We start from the raw sequence: 13,738 nt of genomic DNA on the forward strand, positions 1-13,738 counted from the left end.
CTCATTCAATTCCACGGAGAATCTTCCTCATCCGGATTGCTTCGCAATCCGACCTCTCCCCGCAACGGGGGCGAGGTAATCGAAGGCCCGGGAGGCGGTTGGCGATGTCGTTGCTGTTCGAGACCACGCCTGATGGTGCCAGCCGTTATATCGACTGGATCCTGAGCGGTCTCGCCTGGACGGTGTCGCTGGCGTTCGGCGCCTGGGCCATCTCGCTGGTCGTCGGAACGATGATCGGCGTAGCCCGGACGCTGCCGGGCGGCATCTGGCCGAGGCTGGGCCGGGTCTATGTCGAGGCCTTCCGCAACATCCCGCTGCTCGTGCAGATGTTCTTCTGGTACTTCGTGCTCCCCGAGCTTCTGCCCGAACGCCTGGGATTGGCAATCAAGCAGATGGATCCGCCGTGGAGCAGCTTTGTTCCGGCGCTGGTTTGCCTCGGCCTGTTCACGGCGGCACGAATCGCCGAACAGGTCCGCGCCGGCGTGCAGGCGCTCCCGGCGGGCCAAAGCCAGGCGGCTGCCGCCCTGGGTTTCGGTCGGGTCGGCCTCTACCGGCAGATCCTGCTGCCGCAGGCCTTTCGTATCATCCTGCCGACACTCACCAACGAGTTCATGACGATTTTCAAGAACACGTCGGTGGCCCTGACGATCGGGCTCGTCGAATTGACTGCGACAGCGCGCGAGATCAACGAGAACACCTTCCGCACCTTTGAAGCCTATGGCGTCGTGACGCTCGTCTATCTCGTGATCGCGCTGCTCGCGTGGTCGTTGATGTACTGGATCGAGCGTGCGACGCAGCTGCCGAGCCTTGCGAGCGGGGGCGGGCGCAAATGAGTGTCGATTTTTCCACAATCGTCTCCGCCGCGCCGTTCCTGCTGACCGGACTATGGTTCACGATCCAGATCACGCTGGTCGGGGTCGGCGGCGGCATCGTCCTTGGCAGCCTGCTTGCGGTGGCACGATTGTCGCGCAATCGATTTATCTCCGGCCTGGCCACGGCGTACGTCAACGTCATGCGTTCGATCCCGCTGATCCTCGTGATCTTCTGGATCTTCTTCCTTGTGCCCTGGGCGATCGGCTGGCTTGTCAACGGCGGGCGGCCGGTCGCGGTCGGCGCGACGCTGACGATTTTTATCACGTTCATCCTGTTTGAGGCGGCCTATTACGCGGAGATCGTGCGCGCCGGCTTCCGTTCAATTTCGACCGGCCAATACGAGGCTTGCGAGGCGCTCGGCCTCCCCAAATTCCACGCCTATGTCTACATTCTTTTCCCGCAAGCGATCCGCAACGTACTGCCGATCCTGCTGACGCAAACCATCATCCTGTGTCAGGACACCTCGCCGGTTTACGTCATTTCCGCAACCGATCTGCTTGGCGCGGCGTCCAAGATTGCCCAGCGCGACGGCCGCCTGGTCGAGATGTATCTGACGGTCGGTGTCGTCTATTTCCTGTTCAGTTACACCGCCTCGCAGTTCGTCAAAAGCCTGCAAAGCCGTCTTGCCTATGGAGGGCGTTGATGATCTCGATCAGCCATGTGTCGAAGTCATACGGTTCGTTTCAGGCTCTTAAGGATTGCAGCGCCGAGATCGCGCGTGGCGAAGTCGTGGTGATCTGCGGTCCGTCTGGCTCGGGCAAAAGCACGCTGATCAAAACCGTGAACGGACTTGAGAGTTTTGATGTCGGGCAGATAAAGGTCGGCGACTTCCGCCTCGCGCCCGGCGTGACCCATATGGCTGCGCTGCGTCGCTCGGTCGGCATGGTGTTCCAGAGCTTTGAACTTTTTCCGCACCTGTCCGTGCTGAGCAATGTGACGATAGCGCAAACCAAGGTTTTGAAACGGCCAAAGGCCGCGGCCGAAGATAAGGCGCATGCGTTGCTGGCGCGGGTCGGGCTCTCCGCCCACGTCACGAAATATCCGGCGCAGCTATCCGGCGGACAGCAGCAGCGTGTGGCGATTGCACGGGCGCTGGCGCTTGACCCGGAAGTGATGCTGTTCGACGAGCCGACGTCGGCGCTCGATCCGGAAATGGTCAACGAGGTGCTGGATGTGATGACGTCGCTCGCCAGGCAGGGCATGACGATGCTCTGCGTTACCCATGAGATGGGCTTTGCCCGCAATGTCGCCAATCGCGTGCTGTTCATGGATGGCGGCGAAATCGTCGAAACATCCGAAGCGGCCACTTTTTTCAGCGCGCCGGCTTCCGCGCGCGCGAAGGCCTTCCTCGCCCGCATCCTCAGGCACTGATCTCCAGCGGTCCGCTTCTGCCATTCGCAACCTTCGCGGCAGGCATGCAAATCCTCTCTCCTAGCAGTGACGATGTGAAAACCGCGCGCCTTGCCCATGCGTCGCTGTTTGTTTTACCCTGTCAGCCCAAACAACCGCCGATTCACGGCGGACAAACAGGCGAGCACGGCACGCCGATAAGAACTGTGGGGGGTGTCATGACAACGCGCCGCGATTTTCTCAAAGCGGGCACGCATGCCGCAACCGGCATTTTCTTTTGCGGCTGCGGTCTCTCGCACGGCGCGCACGCGCAACAGCCGGCGCGGCAAAAGCTCCCGGTCACGGTGAACGGGAAGCGGGTCAAGACCATCGATGTGCATGCCCATTGCAATTTCCACGAGGCAGGCAGCCTGCTCGGCGAAGAGGGCCGCAGGCGCCAGGCCGGCCCCGTCAACGGGGCCGAGGAGACGTTCATTGATCTCAGGCAGCGGCTTGCGGCGATGGACGCGCAGGCGGTGGACATGGAAATCCTGTCGATCAACCCGTTCTGGTATGACAAGGAGCGCGATCTCGCGGCGCAGATCGTGAAAATCCAGAACGAGAAGCTCGCCGAATTCTGCGCCGCGCATTCGGACCGCTTCGCCGCCTTTGCCTCGCTGACGTTGCAGGCGCCTGATCTTGCCGTGCAGGAACTGGAGATCGCGATCAAGAAGCAGGGCTTGAAGGGTGCCGCCATCGGCGGCTCCGTCAACGGCGTCGATTTCTCCGATCCGAAATTCGATCCCGTCTGGGCCAAGGCCGAAGATCTCGGCGCGCCCTTGTTCATTCATCCGCGCGGCATTCCCGAACTCAGGAAGAACAGGCTGGCCGGCAACGGCTGGCTCGACAACACCATCGGCAATCCGCTGGACACCACGATTGCGCTGTCGCATCTGATCTTCGAAGGAACGCTCGATCGGTTCCCCCGCCTGAAGATCATCGCCGCGCATGGCGGCGGCTATCTCGCGTCGTATGCCGATCGATCCGATCATGCCTGCCTGGTCGGACCCAAGGGCTGCAATCCCGAGATCAAGCTGAAGAAGAAGCCGACGGAATATCTGAGGCAGATCTATTTCGATTCACTGGTCTTCACGCCGGAGGCGATCCGTCATCTCGCCGCGCAGGTCGGTGCGGGACAGATCATCCTCGGCAGCGATTATCCCTATCCCTGGCAGCTCAGCCCGGTGGACCATATCTTTGCGTGCACTTCGCTGAGCGATGAGGAGAAGGCCGGCATTCTCGGCCGGACCGCGGCAAAACTGTTCAATCTGCTCGCGTAAATTCAGGCGTCGCGTCGCGCCGCCGATGAACCGGGCGGCGTTGCGTGGCTCATGTCGTCCGATAGCAGAGCATGCCGTCGGTCTCCTCGACGGTGAGACGGCCCTCGACCAGCATGTAGTTGACATGCGCGACCAGTTCGCCGGCGGCAAATCCCATCTGATGTGCATCCAGCACGTGCTTGTGGAATACGATGGGCACCAGCTCCGCCGACGTCCTGGGCGTTTCGCGACACGCGTCCGCGATCAGCCGGCATCGTTCTTCATGGTGATCGGCGAGCTGTTTGATCCGCGTCTTCAAGCCGTAGAACGGCACGCCGTGGCCGGGCAGCACCAGGAGATCATAGGGCAGGGTGGTGGTGAGGCTTGCCAGCGAAGCCAGATATTCGCCGAGCGAGTTCTGTTCGGGTTCGACCGCCCAGACGCTGACGTTCGGAGAAATCTTGCTCAGCACCTGGTCGGCCGACAGAAACAGCTTGTCGGCGGCGCAATAGAGCATCACCTGATCGAGCGCATGGCCGCCGCCGGTGATAACCTTGAAGCGGCGCGTGCCGATCGAAATCTCGTCGCCATGCGAGATGCGGCGATAGGAGGCCGGCAAGGTCGAGACCCGTGTCAGATACTCCTGACCGCGCCCGAGCAGCTTGTCGGTCAGGTTCTCGTCCATGCCGTGGCGGCGGAAGAACAGGCGCTGCGCCTGCTTGCGTTCTTCGGTGCCGCGGTTCTGGTGATAAACCGACTGCAGATATTCGACCTGAGACATGTAGAGCGGGCAACCGAATCGCTCGACCACCCAGCCGGCGAGGCCCACGTGATCGGGATGTGAGTGCGTGACGATCAACCGGCTGATCTTGACTCCGGCGAGCGGTCCCTCGAACAAGCTTGTCCAGGCGGCGATCGTTTCCTCATTGCCGAAGCCGGAATCCACCATCACCCAGCTCTCGCCATCGGCGAGCAGGTAGATGTTCACATGGTTGAGCCGGAACGGCAGTTTCAGCCGCACCCAGAGCAGGCCGGGCATGATCTCAACCACCTGATCGGGGCCGGGGTGGTTTTCCCAGGGATAGCGCAATGCCTCTGCTGAGGACTGAACTGCGTCTTGCTTCATCGTCTCGGGTCTTGTTGGCCTGTCATCATCGGCTTAGCCGTACTGACGGCGGGGCGCCAGCCGAAAACGGGATGCGGGCCGGGCAAAACTGGAGGAACTCCCCGGCGCCAGCAAGTCCACGACCGCAAGGTCTTCGCCCCGCGGAAAGCCGAACCGTATGCCGCCAGGATCATTGGCGAGGAACGCATCCGCCTTTCGTGGCCTGGCAAAAGCAAAAAGGCCGGCGCGAGGCCGGCCTTTTCTAACCGCGTGATCTTGCGAAGGGATCAGTACCTCGCGACCACCGGACCTCCCCAGTTGAAGCGGTAATTGATGCCCGCCTTCACGACGTGATCGTCGGTGCGGAAGTTGCCGTACGACGGCAGCGGGGCCGGCGTGGTGAAGCTCGAATCGCCGAAGTTGTAGTACTGGTACTCGATCTTGGCCGACCAGTTCTGGGTCAGCATGTATTCAAGACCAGCGCCGACGGTCCAGCCGTTGCTCTGGTTGCCGCTGAGGGCGAACGGGGTCGCCGCGCCGCCGACAATCAGCGATTGGTTGTTATCGGCAAAGGCATAACCGCCCTTCACGTAGAGCAGGCCCGGACCCCAGGTGTATCCAATGCGGCCGGTGACGGAGCCGAGGCCACGCTGGCTATTGGTGTAGATGCTGCCATTCGGGAAGACGATGCTGCCGTTGTTGCCGGCGATCCAGGAATATTCGGCTTCCGCACCGATCACCCAGTTCGGCGCGAACTGGTAATCAGCGCCGCCCTGAAGGCCGCCGAGAAAACGGCCGTTGCCGTCGTTGCCGGTGGCGAGGCCGCCGAAATTGTTGTTGCCCGAGAAAACGCCACCAAGATGGCCGCCGATATAGAAGCCGGTCCAGTTGTAGAGCGGCGCGGCATAGGGCGGGGCCTTGGTATATGCCGGCGCGCGCTGGCGCGCGGGAAGGTCGGCAGCGAGTGCTGGCACGGTCGCGCCGAGGGCGACGAGGGCCACAGTTGCAAGCAGAAACTTCTTCATTGTTGGTCTCCAGAGATGAGTCCGCGTTTCAGATCGTGCGCCTTCTGCGCCCGTCCATGGCGCGCACTTAGACACGTTTTGAGTAAAAAGCTGTCACTGATCGGCCACAGTCGCCGATAACCCAACATACTGGGGAGCAACACGAATTTGTGCTTAAGGGCAGCTTAACAAAGCCCTAATGAAGCCTTAATCTCGAACCACGGCGCAGCCGGAACGCCACTGCCGGACCCCGCGCAATCCTGCATATTTGCGAGGTCTGGTGCTGCCGGACAGGATTGAACTGTCGACCTCTCCATTACCAATGGAGTGCTCTACCACTGAGCTACGGCAGCGTACGCTGGTCAGAACCGGGGCACTGGATCAACGGAATCGGCCAAAAAGGGCTCCACAGCGCGGGCGATCCTTGCCACAAGGTCAGGGGGCACGCAAGCGCGGGGAATCCACGCCATCGCCGAAATAGCCGCAATTGAGGCCCACAGCGGCACACTGCCTTCTTTCTGCGGCGGATGCAGTCAGGGCGGGCCGAACGCAGGTCGACCATGAACGAGGACGGAAGCGGCCGGCCGGTCAGTCAAGCTGCCCGAGCCAATCGCCAGGATCGCTTGAAGCTAGCATTGCGGGAAAATCTCAAGCGGCGAAAGTTGCAAGCCCGCGAGCGGGCGGATTTCACGTCGCCGCCTTCCGATGAGGAGCCTGGCGATCGGGCCGAGGAAGTCCCGGGCAAATAGCCGGCTATCTGCCGTGCGCCCGGTGGGCGATATCGACCGTCGCGGTTTTTCCGGACGAGGTGATGGGAAATGTCAGAGCAGGCCATCATGGGACAAGAAGCGAACGGGAGCGTCAGCCTCGCCAACGCCTTCCCGCGCTTTGAGGAGACCTTCCCGACCTTGACTGCCCAGGAAATCGCGCGCATCCGCCGGTTCGGCGAGGAACGCATCTACGAGAGCGGCGATGCCCTGTTCCTGACCGGCAAGCCCGGACCGGGCATGTTTGTCGTGCTGTCCGGCCACGTCGCCATCACCCATCGCGACGGCCTTGGCCGTGTCACGCCGATCATCGACCAGGGACCGGGCCAGTTCCTGGCCGAGATCGGCCAACTATCGGAGCGGGCGGCGCTGGTCGACGGCCATGCCGAAGGCGAGGTCCGCACGCTGTTGATTCCGCCGGAGCGGTTGCGCGCGCTGATGGTTGCCGAAGCGGATCTTGGCGAGCGCATCATGCGCGCGCTGATCCTGCGCCGCGTCAGCCTGATCCGGGGTGGCGCCGGCGGACCGGTGCTGATCGGGCCTGCGAATTCCGCCGGCGTCGTTCGCCTTCAGGGATTCCTCGCCCGCAACGGCTATCCGCATCATCTGCTTTGTCCGCACGTCGATCCAGATGCCGCCGAGGTGATCGCGCGCTACTCGCCCTCGCCCGCCGATCTGCCGCTGGTGGTGACGCCCGATGGCGCCGTGCTGCGCAATCCGGGCGAAGCCGAACTCGCCCGCGCCATCGGCATGGTGCGCGCGGTCCCGAAAGACAAGATTTACGACGTGGTGGTGGTCGGTTCGGGCCCGGCGGGCATGTCGACCGCTGTTTATGCCGCTTCGGAAGGTCTGGCGGTCGCGGTATGCGATACCCGCGCCTTCGGCGGACAGGCGGGCGCCAGCGCCCGAATCGAAAACTACCTCGGTTTCCCGACCGGCATCTCAGGACACGCGCTGATGGCGCGCGCCTTCAACCAGGCGCAGAAGTTCGGTGCCGACATCATGATCCCGGTCGAGGTCAAATCGCTCGATTGTTCGCGCGCCGACGGCGCATTTGCCCTGACGCTCGACAACGGTGATGTGGTACGGGCGCGCGCGGTCGTGATCGCCAGCGGCGCGCGCTACCGCCGGCCCGACATCGCACGCCTCGCCGAGTTTGAGGGCCGCGGCGTCTGGTATTGGGCGTCTCCGATCGAGGCCCGCCTGTGCACAGAACAGCAGGTTGTTCTGGTCGGCGGCGGCAATTCCGCCGGCCAGGCCGCAGTGTTTCTCTCCGGTCATGCCCGCAAGGTTCAGATGGTGATCCGCGGCGGCGGCCTTGGCGCGAGCATGTCGCGCTATCTCATCGAGCGGATCGAGGCGTCGGCCAATATCGAACTGATCTTCAATGCAGAGGTCACGGGACTTGAAGGCACCCCGGAAGGTGCGCTCGAAGGCGTTCGCTGGCAGAGCCGCCTCGCGCCCGGTGAGAACAGATTCGCTGCCGGCAATCTGTTCCTGTTCGTTGGCGCCGATCCGGCGACCGGATGGCTCGGGGGATGTGGCGTGACGGTCGATCGCGCCGGCTTCGTCGTCACGGGCGCGCAAAACGGCGGAGCTATTCCGGCCTCCGTGCTGGAAACCTCGGTGCCCGGCGTCTTCGCCGTCGGCGACGTCCGTTCGGGTTCGGTCAAGCGCGTGGGTGGCGCAATCGGCGAGGGAGCCCAGGTCGTTGCCGCCTTGCATGGCTATCTCAACGATTCGGCGAGGCCGGCCCTGTAGCGTCGGCCGCCTACCTTAGCAATTGCCGCCGGTCCGAGCCGGTCAGGCTATTCTTTCGCCGTGATTCGCCCGGCAGAGCCTTCATCGCCGTCCTTTCCCATCAATTCGCCGCAAAGGTGAAGGCGTTTGGCTGCTGGTGGTTTGAACGATTTGCTTCGGGCTCAGCATTGGCCCTATAGCTCGCCTCATTAAACAACAGGCATTTGGAATGGATCGCATTCGTATCATCGGTGGTCGCGCGCTTAACGGCACCATCCAGATTTCCGGCGCCAAGAATGCCGCCTTGCCGCTGATGATTGCCGGTCTCTTGACCGACGAGACGCTGATCCTGGACAACGTTCCTCGGCTTGCCGACGTCGCGCAGCTACAACGGATTCTCGGCAATCATGGCGTCGACATCATGTCCGTCGGGAAGCGGCCCGGTGACCGCGAATACCAGGGTCAGACGCTGCACATCTCCGCCGCTGACATCATCGACACGACAGCGCCTTACGAACTGGTATCGCGGATGCGTGCAAGCTTCTGGGTTATCGCACCGCTGGTGGCGCGGATGCACGAAGCGAGAGTTTCGCTGCCCGGCGGCTGCGCCATCGGCACGCGTCCGGTCGATCTCTTGATCATGGCCCTGCAAAGGCTCGGCGCCGACATCGCGATCGACGGCGGCTATGTCGTTGCGAAAGCGCCCGGTGGACTGAGCGGGGCAGAAATCGATTTTCCGAAGGTGACGGTTTCGGGGACCCATGTCGCGCTGATGGCGGCAACGCTGGCGAAAGGGGCGACCGTCATCACCAATGCCGCCTGCGAGCCGGAAATTGTCGATGTCGCCGATTGCCTCAACAAGATGGGAGCGCGCGTCACCGGCGCCGGCACGCCGCGCATCGTTATCGAAGGCGTGACCAAACTTCACGGCGCCCGGCACACCGTGCTGCCCGACCGCATCGAGGCCGGAACCTACGCGATGGCGGTGGCGATGGCCGGCGGCGATGTTCTCCTGAGCGGCGCGCGGCCGGGCCTTTTGCAGGCCGCGCTCGATGTATTGTCGGAGGCCGGGGCGGTGGTGACGGCCAACGGCGAAGGCATTCGCATCGCCCGCAACGGCGCTGGCATTAAACCGGTAACGGTCTCGACCGCACCGTTCCCGGGTTTCCCGACCGACCTCCAGGCCCAGCTGATGGCGCTGATGACCCGCGCCAGCGGCGCTTCCCGGATCACCGAGACGATTTTCGAGAATCGCTTCATGCATGTGCAGGAACTGGCGCGGTTTGGCGCGCGCATCCAGCTCGACGGCGAGACCGCAACGGTCCACGGCATCGGCGAGTTGCGCGGCGCGCCGGTCATGGCAACCGACCTGCGCGCCTCTGTCTCGCTGGTGATCGCGGGGCTGGCCGCCGAGGGCGAGACCATGGTGAACCGCGTCTACCATCTCGACCGTGGGTTTGAGCGGCTGGAGGAAAAACTCTCTGCCTGCGGCGCTCGCATCGAGCGCATCAGCGATTAGGTTCTTCCTGCTTCGTGAGGAACCGGCTTATTCCAAAGGCGGTCGGGAGGACCGGCCCTCTTCGAGGGTTGACGGCGATTTGGCCTCGCGCCATGGAGCAGAAGCCTTTACGTTGAGACCTTGCGACCCCGGAAACCCGTGATGCCCGTTCTCCTCGATACCTCCAGCGCCGATTTTGCGTCCCGATTCGCCGCTTTCCTCGCGATCAAACGCGAGGTCGCCGCCGACGTCGAGGCGGCCTGCCGCCGGATCGTCGACGACGTGGCGAGCCGCGGCGACACCGCGTTGATCGAGGCGACAAGCCGGTTCGACCGGCTCGACCTCACCGCCTCGAAACTTCGGATCGGCGCTGACGAGATCGCGCAGGCGGTCAAGGCTTGCGATCGCGAAACGGTCGCGGCGCTCGAACTGGCGCGCGACCGCATTGAAAGTTTCCATCGCCGGCAGTTGCCGAAGGACGAGCGCTTTACCGACGCGCTCGGTGTCGAACTCGGCTGGCGCTGGAGCGCGATCGAATCGGTCGGGCTCTATGTTCCCGGCGGCACCGCTGCCTATCCGTCCTCGGTCCTCATGAACGCGGTGCCGGCGAAGGTGGCCGGGGTCGACCGCTTGGTGATGGTGGTGCCCTCGCCCGACGGCAGGCTCAATCCGCTGGTGCTGGCGGCCGCGCATCTTGCCGGCGTTTCGGAAATCTACCGCGTCGGCGGTGCGCAGGCCGTGGCGGCTTTGGCGTACGGCACCGCGACCATCGCGCCGGTTGCCAAGATCGTCGGGCCCGGCAACGCCTATGTCGCGGCCGCCAAGCGGCTGGTCTTCGGCAAGGTCGGCATCGACATGATCGCGGGGCCGTCCGAGGTACTGGTCATCGCAGACCAATCGGCGAATCCCGCCTGGATCGCCGCCGATCTGCTCGCCCAGGCCGAGCATGACGCCAGCGCGCAGTCGATCCTGATCACCGATGACGCCGGTCTGGCCGACGATGTTGTGCGCGCGGTCGAGACGCAGCTTTCGACACTGCCGCGGGCGGAGATCGCGCGCGCCTCCTGGCGGGATTTCGGCGGCATCATCAAGGTAAAGGCGCTGGACGAGTCGGTCCGGCTTGCGGACGCGCTCGCCGCCGAGCACCTGGAAATCATGACGGAGGATCCGGAAAACCTGGCGGTGAAAATCCGCAATGCCGGCGCGGTATTTCTCGGGCCGCACACGCCGGAAGCGATCGGCGACTATGTCGGGGGCTCCAACCACGTGCTGCCGACGGCGCGCTCGGCGCGATTCTCGTCCGGTCTCGGCGTGCTCGACTTCATGAAGCGGACGTCGGTGCTCAAATGCGGGCCGGACCAGTTGCGTCAGCTCGGCCCGGCGGCGATGACGCTCGGCCAGGCCGAAGGCCTCGAGGCCCATTCGCGCTCGGTCGGGATACGCCTCAACCTGTCATGAACACGCCGCCAGCAGACGATTCCAAGAACCGCATCGTCGGGGTCACGCTCGATGAGGAATCGATCGGCCGCTCGGGGCCGGACATCGAGCACGAGCGCGCGATCGCGATCTACGACCTGATCGAGCAGAACCTGTTCGCGCCGGAGGGTGTCCAAGAGGGACCCTTTACGCTGCATCTGAGCATCACCGGCAATCGTCTCGCTTTCGACATTCGCCGCGAGGACGGCACGCCGGTGGTGGCGCATTTGTTGTCGCTGACCCCGTTCCGGCGAATCGTCAAAGATTATTTCATGATCTGCGACAGCTACTATCAGGCGATCCGCACCGCCACGCCGGATAGGATCGAGGCGATCGACATGGGCCGCCGCGGCATCCACGATGAAGGATCGCGCACGCTGCAGGAGCGGCTGAAGGGCAAGGTGCGGGTGGATTTCGAAACCGCCCGCCGCCTGTTCACGCTGATCTGCGTCCTGCACTGGAAGGGGTAGCGCATGACCCCGAAGAAAGCCGGGCACCGGTTTCCTGTCGCGACGAACGCAAGATGCGGTTGCGCGAAAGTCATGCGCCAACCGAAAAAGTCCTGATATGGCGGCGCCGCCCTCGCGCGCTCCGCAAGCCGTGCTGTTTGCCTGCGCCCTCAACAGTGTCCGCTCGCCGATGGCGGAAAGCCTGCTGCAGCAGATGTTCCCGCAGGCCCTGTATGTTCGCTCTGCCGGCGTCCGGAAGGGCGAGCTGGATCCCTTCGCGGTCGCCGTGATGGCTGAACTCGGCCAGGACATCTCCCAGCACAAGCCGATGACCTTCGAGGAGCTGGACGACTGGGAAGGCCTCAATTTCGATCTCATCATCACGTTGTCGCCGGAGGCGCATCACAAGGCGCTGGAGCTGACGCGGACGCTCGCGGCCGATGTCGAATACTGGCCCACGCCGGACCCTACCGGAACAGACGGCAGCCGCGAACAGAAACTCAATGCCTATCGCGAGGTATGCGACGGCCTCTTGCGGCGCATTCGCAAGCGGTTTTCGAAAGTCGGCGCAGCGAACGGCTGACGGGGCGGTTACAAAGCGGGACGAACCGGTTCCGCGAGCCGTTGCCGCGCGACGAACTGCGAGGTGGTGCTGCATCTTCGTGACGGCGGGATGTCAGCGCCGCGAGGCATGTCCGCAGACGAATGCATGGTTGTCTCGGGGTGAGCCTTCCGATAGGTTCCGCGCGCATTCAGCGCTTTCCTCGAATCCGCCGACCTCACCCCGCATGCTTGGCCGCCCCAAACTGGTTCTCGCTTCAGGTTCGCCGCGACGTCTCAGCCTGCTCAACCAGGCCGGCATCGAGCCGGATGCGCTGCGCCCCGCGGATGTCGATGAGACGCCGCGGCGCGGCGAGTTGCCGCGCGCCTGCGCCAACCGCCTCGCCCGCGCCAAGGCCGACGCTGCGCTGAAATCGGTGCAACTCGACGATGAACTGCGCGGTTCTTTCATTCTCGCCGCCGACACCGTGGTCGCGGTCGGGCGGCGCATCCTGCCGAAGGCCAATCTGGTTGACGAGGCCGCGCAATGCCTGCGGCTGCTGTCGGGCCGCAATCACCGCGTCTACACCGCGATCTGCCTGGTGACCCCGAAGGAAGCCTTCCGCCAGCGCCTGATTGAAAGCCGCGTGCGCTTCAAGCGGCTCTCCGAAGACGATATCCAGGCCTATATCGGCTCCGGCGAATGGCGCGGCAAAGCCGGCGGCTACGCCGTGCAGGGCATCGCCGGATCGTTCGTGGTCAAGTTGGTCGGCTCCTACACCAATGTCGTCGGGCTGCCCCTTTACGAGACGGTGACGCTGCTCGGCGGCGAGGGGTTCCCGATTCGCTTCGGCTGGCTGAATGCCGGCTAGGTCGCCCGGCCACGCCTCGCCGGAGGGGACGAAGGCAAAGCCGTGCCCGATCTGCGGCAAGCCTTCGACCAAAGAAAGCCGCCCGTTCTGCTCGACCCGCTGCCGCGACGTCGATCTCAATCGCTGGCTGTCGGGCTCCTATGTGATCCCCACGCGCCCCGATGAAGACGACGACAACGATTGATCGAATCGGAAATCCTTCATTGGTTTCATTGATTTACCAAATCGTCCGGCGCCGTCTTCTGGGCCCTGGCGGACACGATTCGCCGCCCCGTTTGCGCGTGGCCGCGCCGCGCGAAGCCGTTTCGGACAGGCAGGCGAAGCGTGGTGGACAGAGCCGCGTTGCCTGACTATAAACCGCCGCTCCCTCCGGCCTTTTGGGCCGGCCGGGAACGCCCAGGTAGCTCAGTTGGTAGAGCATGCGACTGAAAATCGCAGTGTCGGTGGTTCGATCCCGCCCCTGGGCACCATCCTGCTTCGCGCCGGCCGCCGAGGCCCGTGCGATCGTTTCCTGATCTACTTGTCAAACAACTCGTTTTGTCGCTCCGGGAGGCGCCGTCGCGATAAAATAGCGAAGCTATTTTGCGCTGAAGGCGCAGGCTTTGATGTGCAGTTGCACATCAGAGAATCCATTCCTCCCAGCAACAGGGCGCCATTATGGATTCCCGGTTCGCGCTCACGCGCGCCCGGGAATGACGTAAACCATTTGGTCACACCCTCGCATTCTCGCGGCATGGTTTGCCCGAGCTTTGCGAGATCGCGTGAC

At 63.6% G+C, this 13,738-nt stretch carries 15 protein-coding genes and 2 tRNA genes; 13 read left to right on the top strand and 4 right to left on the bottom strand.

Going from position 1 to position 13,738, the window contains the following annotated elements; all coding sequences use genetic code 11:
- Nucleotides 1-104 precede the first annotated feature (104 nt).
- From NEZ08_RS06430 to NEZ08_RS06445, 4 genes are all read left to right on the top strand, one after another.
- Nucleotides 105-833: an amino acid ABC transporter permease gene (locus NEZ08_RS06430; protein ID WP_298105391.1), complete on the top strand. Its 729-nt coding sequence runs from the start codon at nucleotides 105-107 to the stop codon at nucleotides 831-833.
- Complete coding sequence (locus tag NEZ08_RS06435; RefSeq protein ID WP_298105393.1) at nucleotides 830-1,516, top strand: amino acid ABC transporter permease; 687 nt, start codon at nucleotides 830-832, stop codon at nucleotides 1,514-1,516. Before NEZ08_RS06430 ends, NEZ08_RS06435 begins: the two co-directional genes overlap by 4 nt.
- Nucleotides 1,516-2,244, top strand: a complete 729-nt coding sequence (locus tag NEZ08_RS06440; RefSeq protein ID WP_298105396.1) for an amino acid ABC transporter ATP-binding protein — start codon at nucleotides 1,516-1,518, stop codon at nucleotides 2,242-2,244. Before NEZ08_RS06435 ends, NEZ08_RS06440 begins: the two co-directional genes overlap by 1 nt.
- 197 nt (nucleotides 2,245-2,441) lie before the next feature.
- Nucleotides 2,442-3,542: an amidohydrolase family protein gene (locus tag NEZ08_RS06445; RefSeq protein ID WP_298105399.1), complete on the top strand. Its 1,101-nt coding sequence runs from the start codon at nucleotides 2,442-2,444 to the stop codon at nucleotides 3,540-3,542.
- Nucleotides 3,543-3,591: 49 nt separating this feature from the next.
- Here NEZ08_RS06445 and NEZ08_RS06450 read toward each other — a convergent pair whose 3' ends face one another.
- The 3 genes from NEZ08_RS06450 to NEZ08_RS06460 all read right to left on the bottom strand — a co-directional run bounded on the left by NEZ08_RS06450 (nucleotide 3,592) and on the right by NEZ08_RS06460 (nucleotide 5,983).
- Nucleotides 3,592-4,647 carry an MBL fold metallo-hydrolase gene (locus tag NEZ08_RS06450; RefSeq protein ID WP_298105402.1) on the bottom strand — a complete coding sequence of 352 codons (1,056 nt, stop codon included), beginning with the start codon at nucleotides 4,645-4,647 and terminating at the stop codon, nucleotides 3,592-3,594.
- Nucleotides 4,648-4,913: 266 nt separating this feature from the next.
- Nucleotides 4,914-5,651 carry an outer membrane beta-barrel protein gene (locus NEZ08_RS06455; protein ID WP_298105405.1) on the bottom strand — a complete coding sequence of 246 codons (738 nt, stop codon included), beginning with the start codon at nucleotides 5,649-5,651 and terminating at the stop codon, nucleotides 4,914-4,916.
- A gap of 257 nt (nucleotides 5,652-5,908) precedes the next feature.
- A tRNA-Thr gene (locus tag NEZ08_RS06460) sits at nucleotides 5,909-5,983 on the bottom strand.
- A gap of 207 nt (nucleotides 5,984-6,190) precedes the next feature.
- Here NEZ08_RS06460 and NEZ08_RS06465 point away from each other — a divergent pair.
- The 9 genes from NEZ08_RS06465 to NEZ08_RS06505 all read left to right on the top strand — a co-directional run bounded on the left by NEZ08_RS06465 (nucleotide 6,191) and on the right by NEZ08_RS06505 (nucleotide 13,442).
- Nucleotides 6,191-6,379, top strand: a complete 189-nt coding sequence (locus NEZ08_RS06465; RefSeq protein WP_298105408.1) for a hypothetical protein — start codon at nucleotides 6,191-6,193, stop codon at nucleotides 6,377-6,379.
- A gap of 87 nt (nucleotides 6,380-6,466) precedes the next feature.
- Nucleotides 6,467-8,158: an FAD-dependent oxidoreductase gene (locus tag NEZ08_RS06470; RefSeq protein WP_298105445.1), complete on the top strand. Its 1,692-nt coding sequence runs from the start codon at nucleotides 6,467-6,469 to the stop codon at nucleotides 8,156-8,158.
- 208 nt (nucleotides 8,159-8,366) lie between these two features.
- Nucleotides 8,367-9,656: a UDP-N-acetylglucosamine 1-carboxyvinyltransferase gene (murA, locus tag NEZ08_RS06475; RefSeq protein ID WP_298105411.1), complete on the top strand. Its 1,290-nt coding sequence runs from the start codon at nucleotides 8,367-8,369 to the stop codon at nucleotides 9,654-9,656.
- A 141-nt stretch (nucleotides 9,657-9,797) separates the two neighbouring features.
- Nucleotides 9,798-11,093 (top strand): histidinol dehydrogenase, encoded by a 1,296-nt coding sequence (hisD, locus tag NEZ08_RS06480; protein ID WP_298105414.1) that lies wholly within the window; start codon nucleotides 9,798-9,800, stop codon nucleotides 11,091-11,093.
- On the top strand, nucleotides 11,090-11,581 hold the full coding sequence (locus tag NEZ08_RS06485) for a UPF0262 family protein (protein ID WP_298105417.1): 492 nt from the start codon (nucleotides 11,090-11,092) through the stop codon (nucleotides 11,579-11,581). The genes hisD and NEZ08_RS06485 overlap by 4 nt, the downstream gene beginning before the upstream one ends.
- A gap of 97 nt (nucleotides 11,582-11,678) precedes the next feature.
- Complete coding sequence (locus tag NEZ08_RS06490; RefSeq protein WP_298105420.1) at nucleotides 11,679-12,143, top strand: low molecular weight phosphatase family protein; 465 nt, start codon at nucleotides 11,679-11,681, stop codon at nucleotides 12,141-12,143.
- 205 nt (nucleotides 12,144-12,348) lie between these two features.
- Complete coding sequence (locus NEZ08_RS06495) at nucleotides 12,349-12,972, top strand: Maf-like protein (protein ID WP_298105423.1); 624 nt, start codon at nucleotides 12,349-12,351, stop codon at nucleotides 12,970-12,972.
- Complete coding sequence (gene yacG, locus NEZ08_RS06500) at nucleotides 12,962-13,156, top strand: DNA gyrase inhibitor YacG (protein WP_298105426.1); 195 nt, start codon at nucleotides 12,962-12,964, stop codon at nucleotides 13,154-13,156. Before NEZ08_RS06495 ends, yacG begins: the two co-directional genes overlap by 11 nt.
- 210 nt (nucleotides 13,157-13,366) lie before the next feature.
- Nucleotides 13,367-13,442 (top strand) — tRNA-Phe (locus NEZ08_RS06505).
- Nucleotides 13,443-13,488: 46 nt separating this feature from the next.
- Here NEZ08_RS06505 and NEZ08_RS06510 read toward each other — a convergent pair.
- On the bottom strand, nucleotides 13,489-13,738 hold a 250-nt coding region (locus NEZ08_RS06510), incomplete at its 5' end, for a hypothetical protein (RefSeq protein ID WP_298105428.1).

This window comes from Bradyrhizobium sp., from assembly GCF_027451485.1.
In the GTDB taxonomy this organism is placed as follows: domain Bacteria; phylum Pseudomonadota; class Alphaproteobacteria; order Rhizobiales; family Xanthobacteraceae; genus Bradyrhizobium.

Bases quoted from the DNA above. Each gene is read 5' to 3' on its own strand.
- yacG (WP_298105426.1), top strand. From the start codon at position 12,962: ATGCCGGCTAGGTCGCCCGGCCACGCCTCGCCGGAGGGGACGAAGGCA.
- NEZ08_RS06455 (WP_298105405.1), bottom strand. From the start codon at position 5,651: ATGAAGAAGTTTCTGCTTGCAACTGTGGCCCTCGTCGCCCTCGGCGCG.
- NEZ08_RS06445 (WP_298105399.1), top strand. From the start codon at position 2,442: ATGACAACGCGCCGCGATTTTCTCAAAGCGGGCACGCATGCCGCAACC.
- NEZ08_RS06430 (WP_298105391.1), top strand. From the start codon at position 105: ATGTCGTTGCTGTTCGAGACCACGCCTGATGGTGCCAGCCGTTATATC.
- hisD (WP_298105414.1), top strand. From the start codon at position 9,798: ATGCCCGTTCTCCTCGATACCTCCAGCGCCGATTTTGCGTCCCGATTC.
- NEZ08_RS06490 (WP_298105420.1), top strand. From the start codon at position 11,679: ATGGCGGCGCCGCCCTCGCGCGCTCCGCAAGCCGTGCTGTTTGCCTGC.
- NEZ08_RS06495 (WP_298105423.1), top strand. From the start codon at position 12,349: ATGCTTGGCCGCCCCAAACTGGTTCTCGCTTCAGGTTCGCCGCGACGT.
- NEZ08_RS06485 (WP_298105417.1), top strand. From the start codon at position 11,090: ATGAACACGCCGCCAGCAGACGATTCCAAGAACCGCATCGTCGGGGTC.
- NEZ08_RS06435 (WP_298105393.1), top strand. From the start codon at position 830: ATGAGTGTCGATTTTTCCACAATCGTCTCCGCCGCGCCGTTCCTGCTG.
- NEZ08_RS06470 (WP_298105445.1), top strand. From the start codon at position 6,467: ATGGGACAAGAAGCGAACGGGAGCGTCAGCCTCGCCAACGCCTTCCCG.
- NEZ08_RS06440 (WP_298105396.1), top strand. From the start codon at position 1,516: ATGATCTCGATCAGCCATGTGTCGAAGTCATACGGTTCGTTTCAGGCT.
- murA (WP_298105411.1), top strand. From the start codon at position 8,367: ATGGATCGCATTCGTATCATCGGTGGTCGCGCGCTTAACGGCACCATC.
- NEZ08_RS06450 (WP_298105402.1), bottom strand. From the start codon at position 4,647: ATGAAGCAAGACGCAGTTCAGTCCTCAGCAGAGGCATTGCGCTATCCC.
- NEZ08_RS06465 (WP_298105408.1), top strand. From the start codon at position 6,191: ATGAACGAGGACGGAAGCGGCCGGCCGGTCAGTCAAGCTGCCCGAGCC.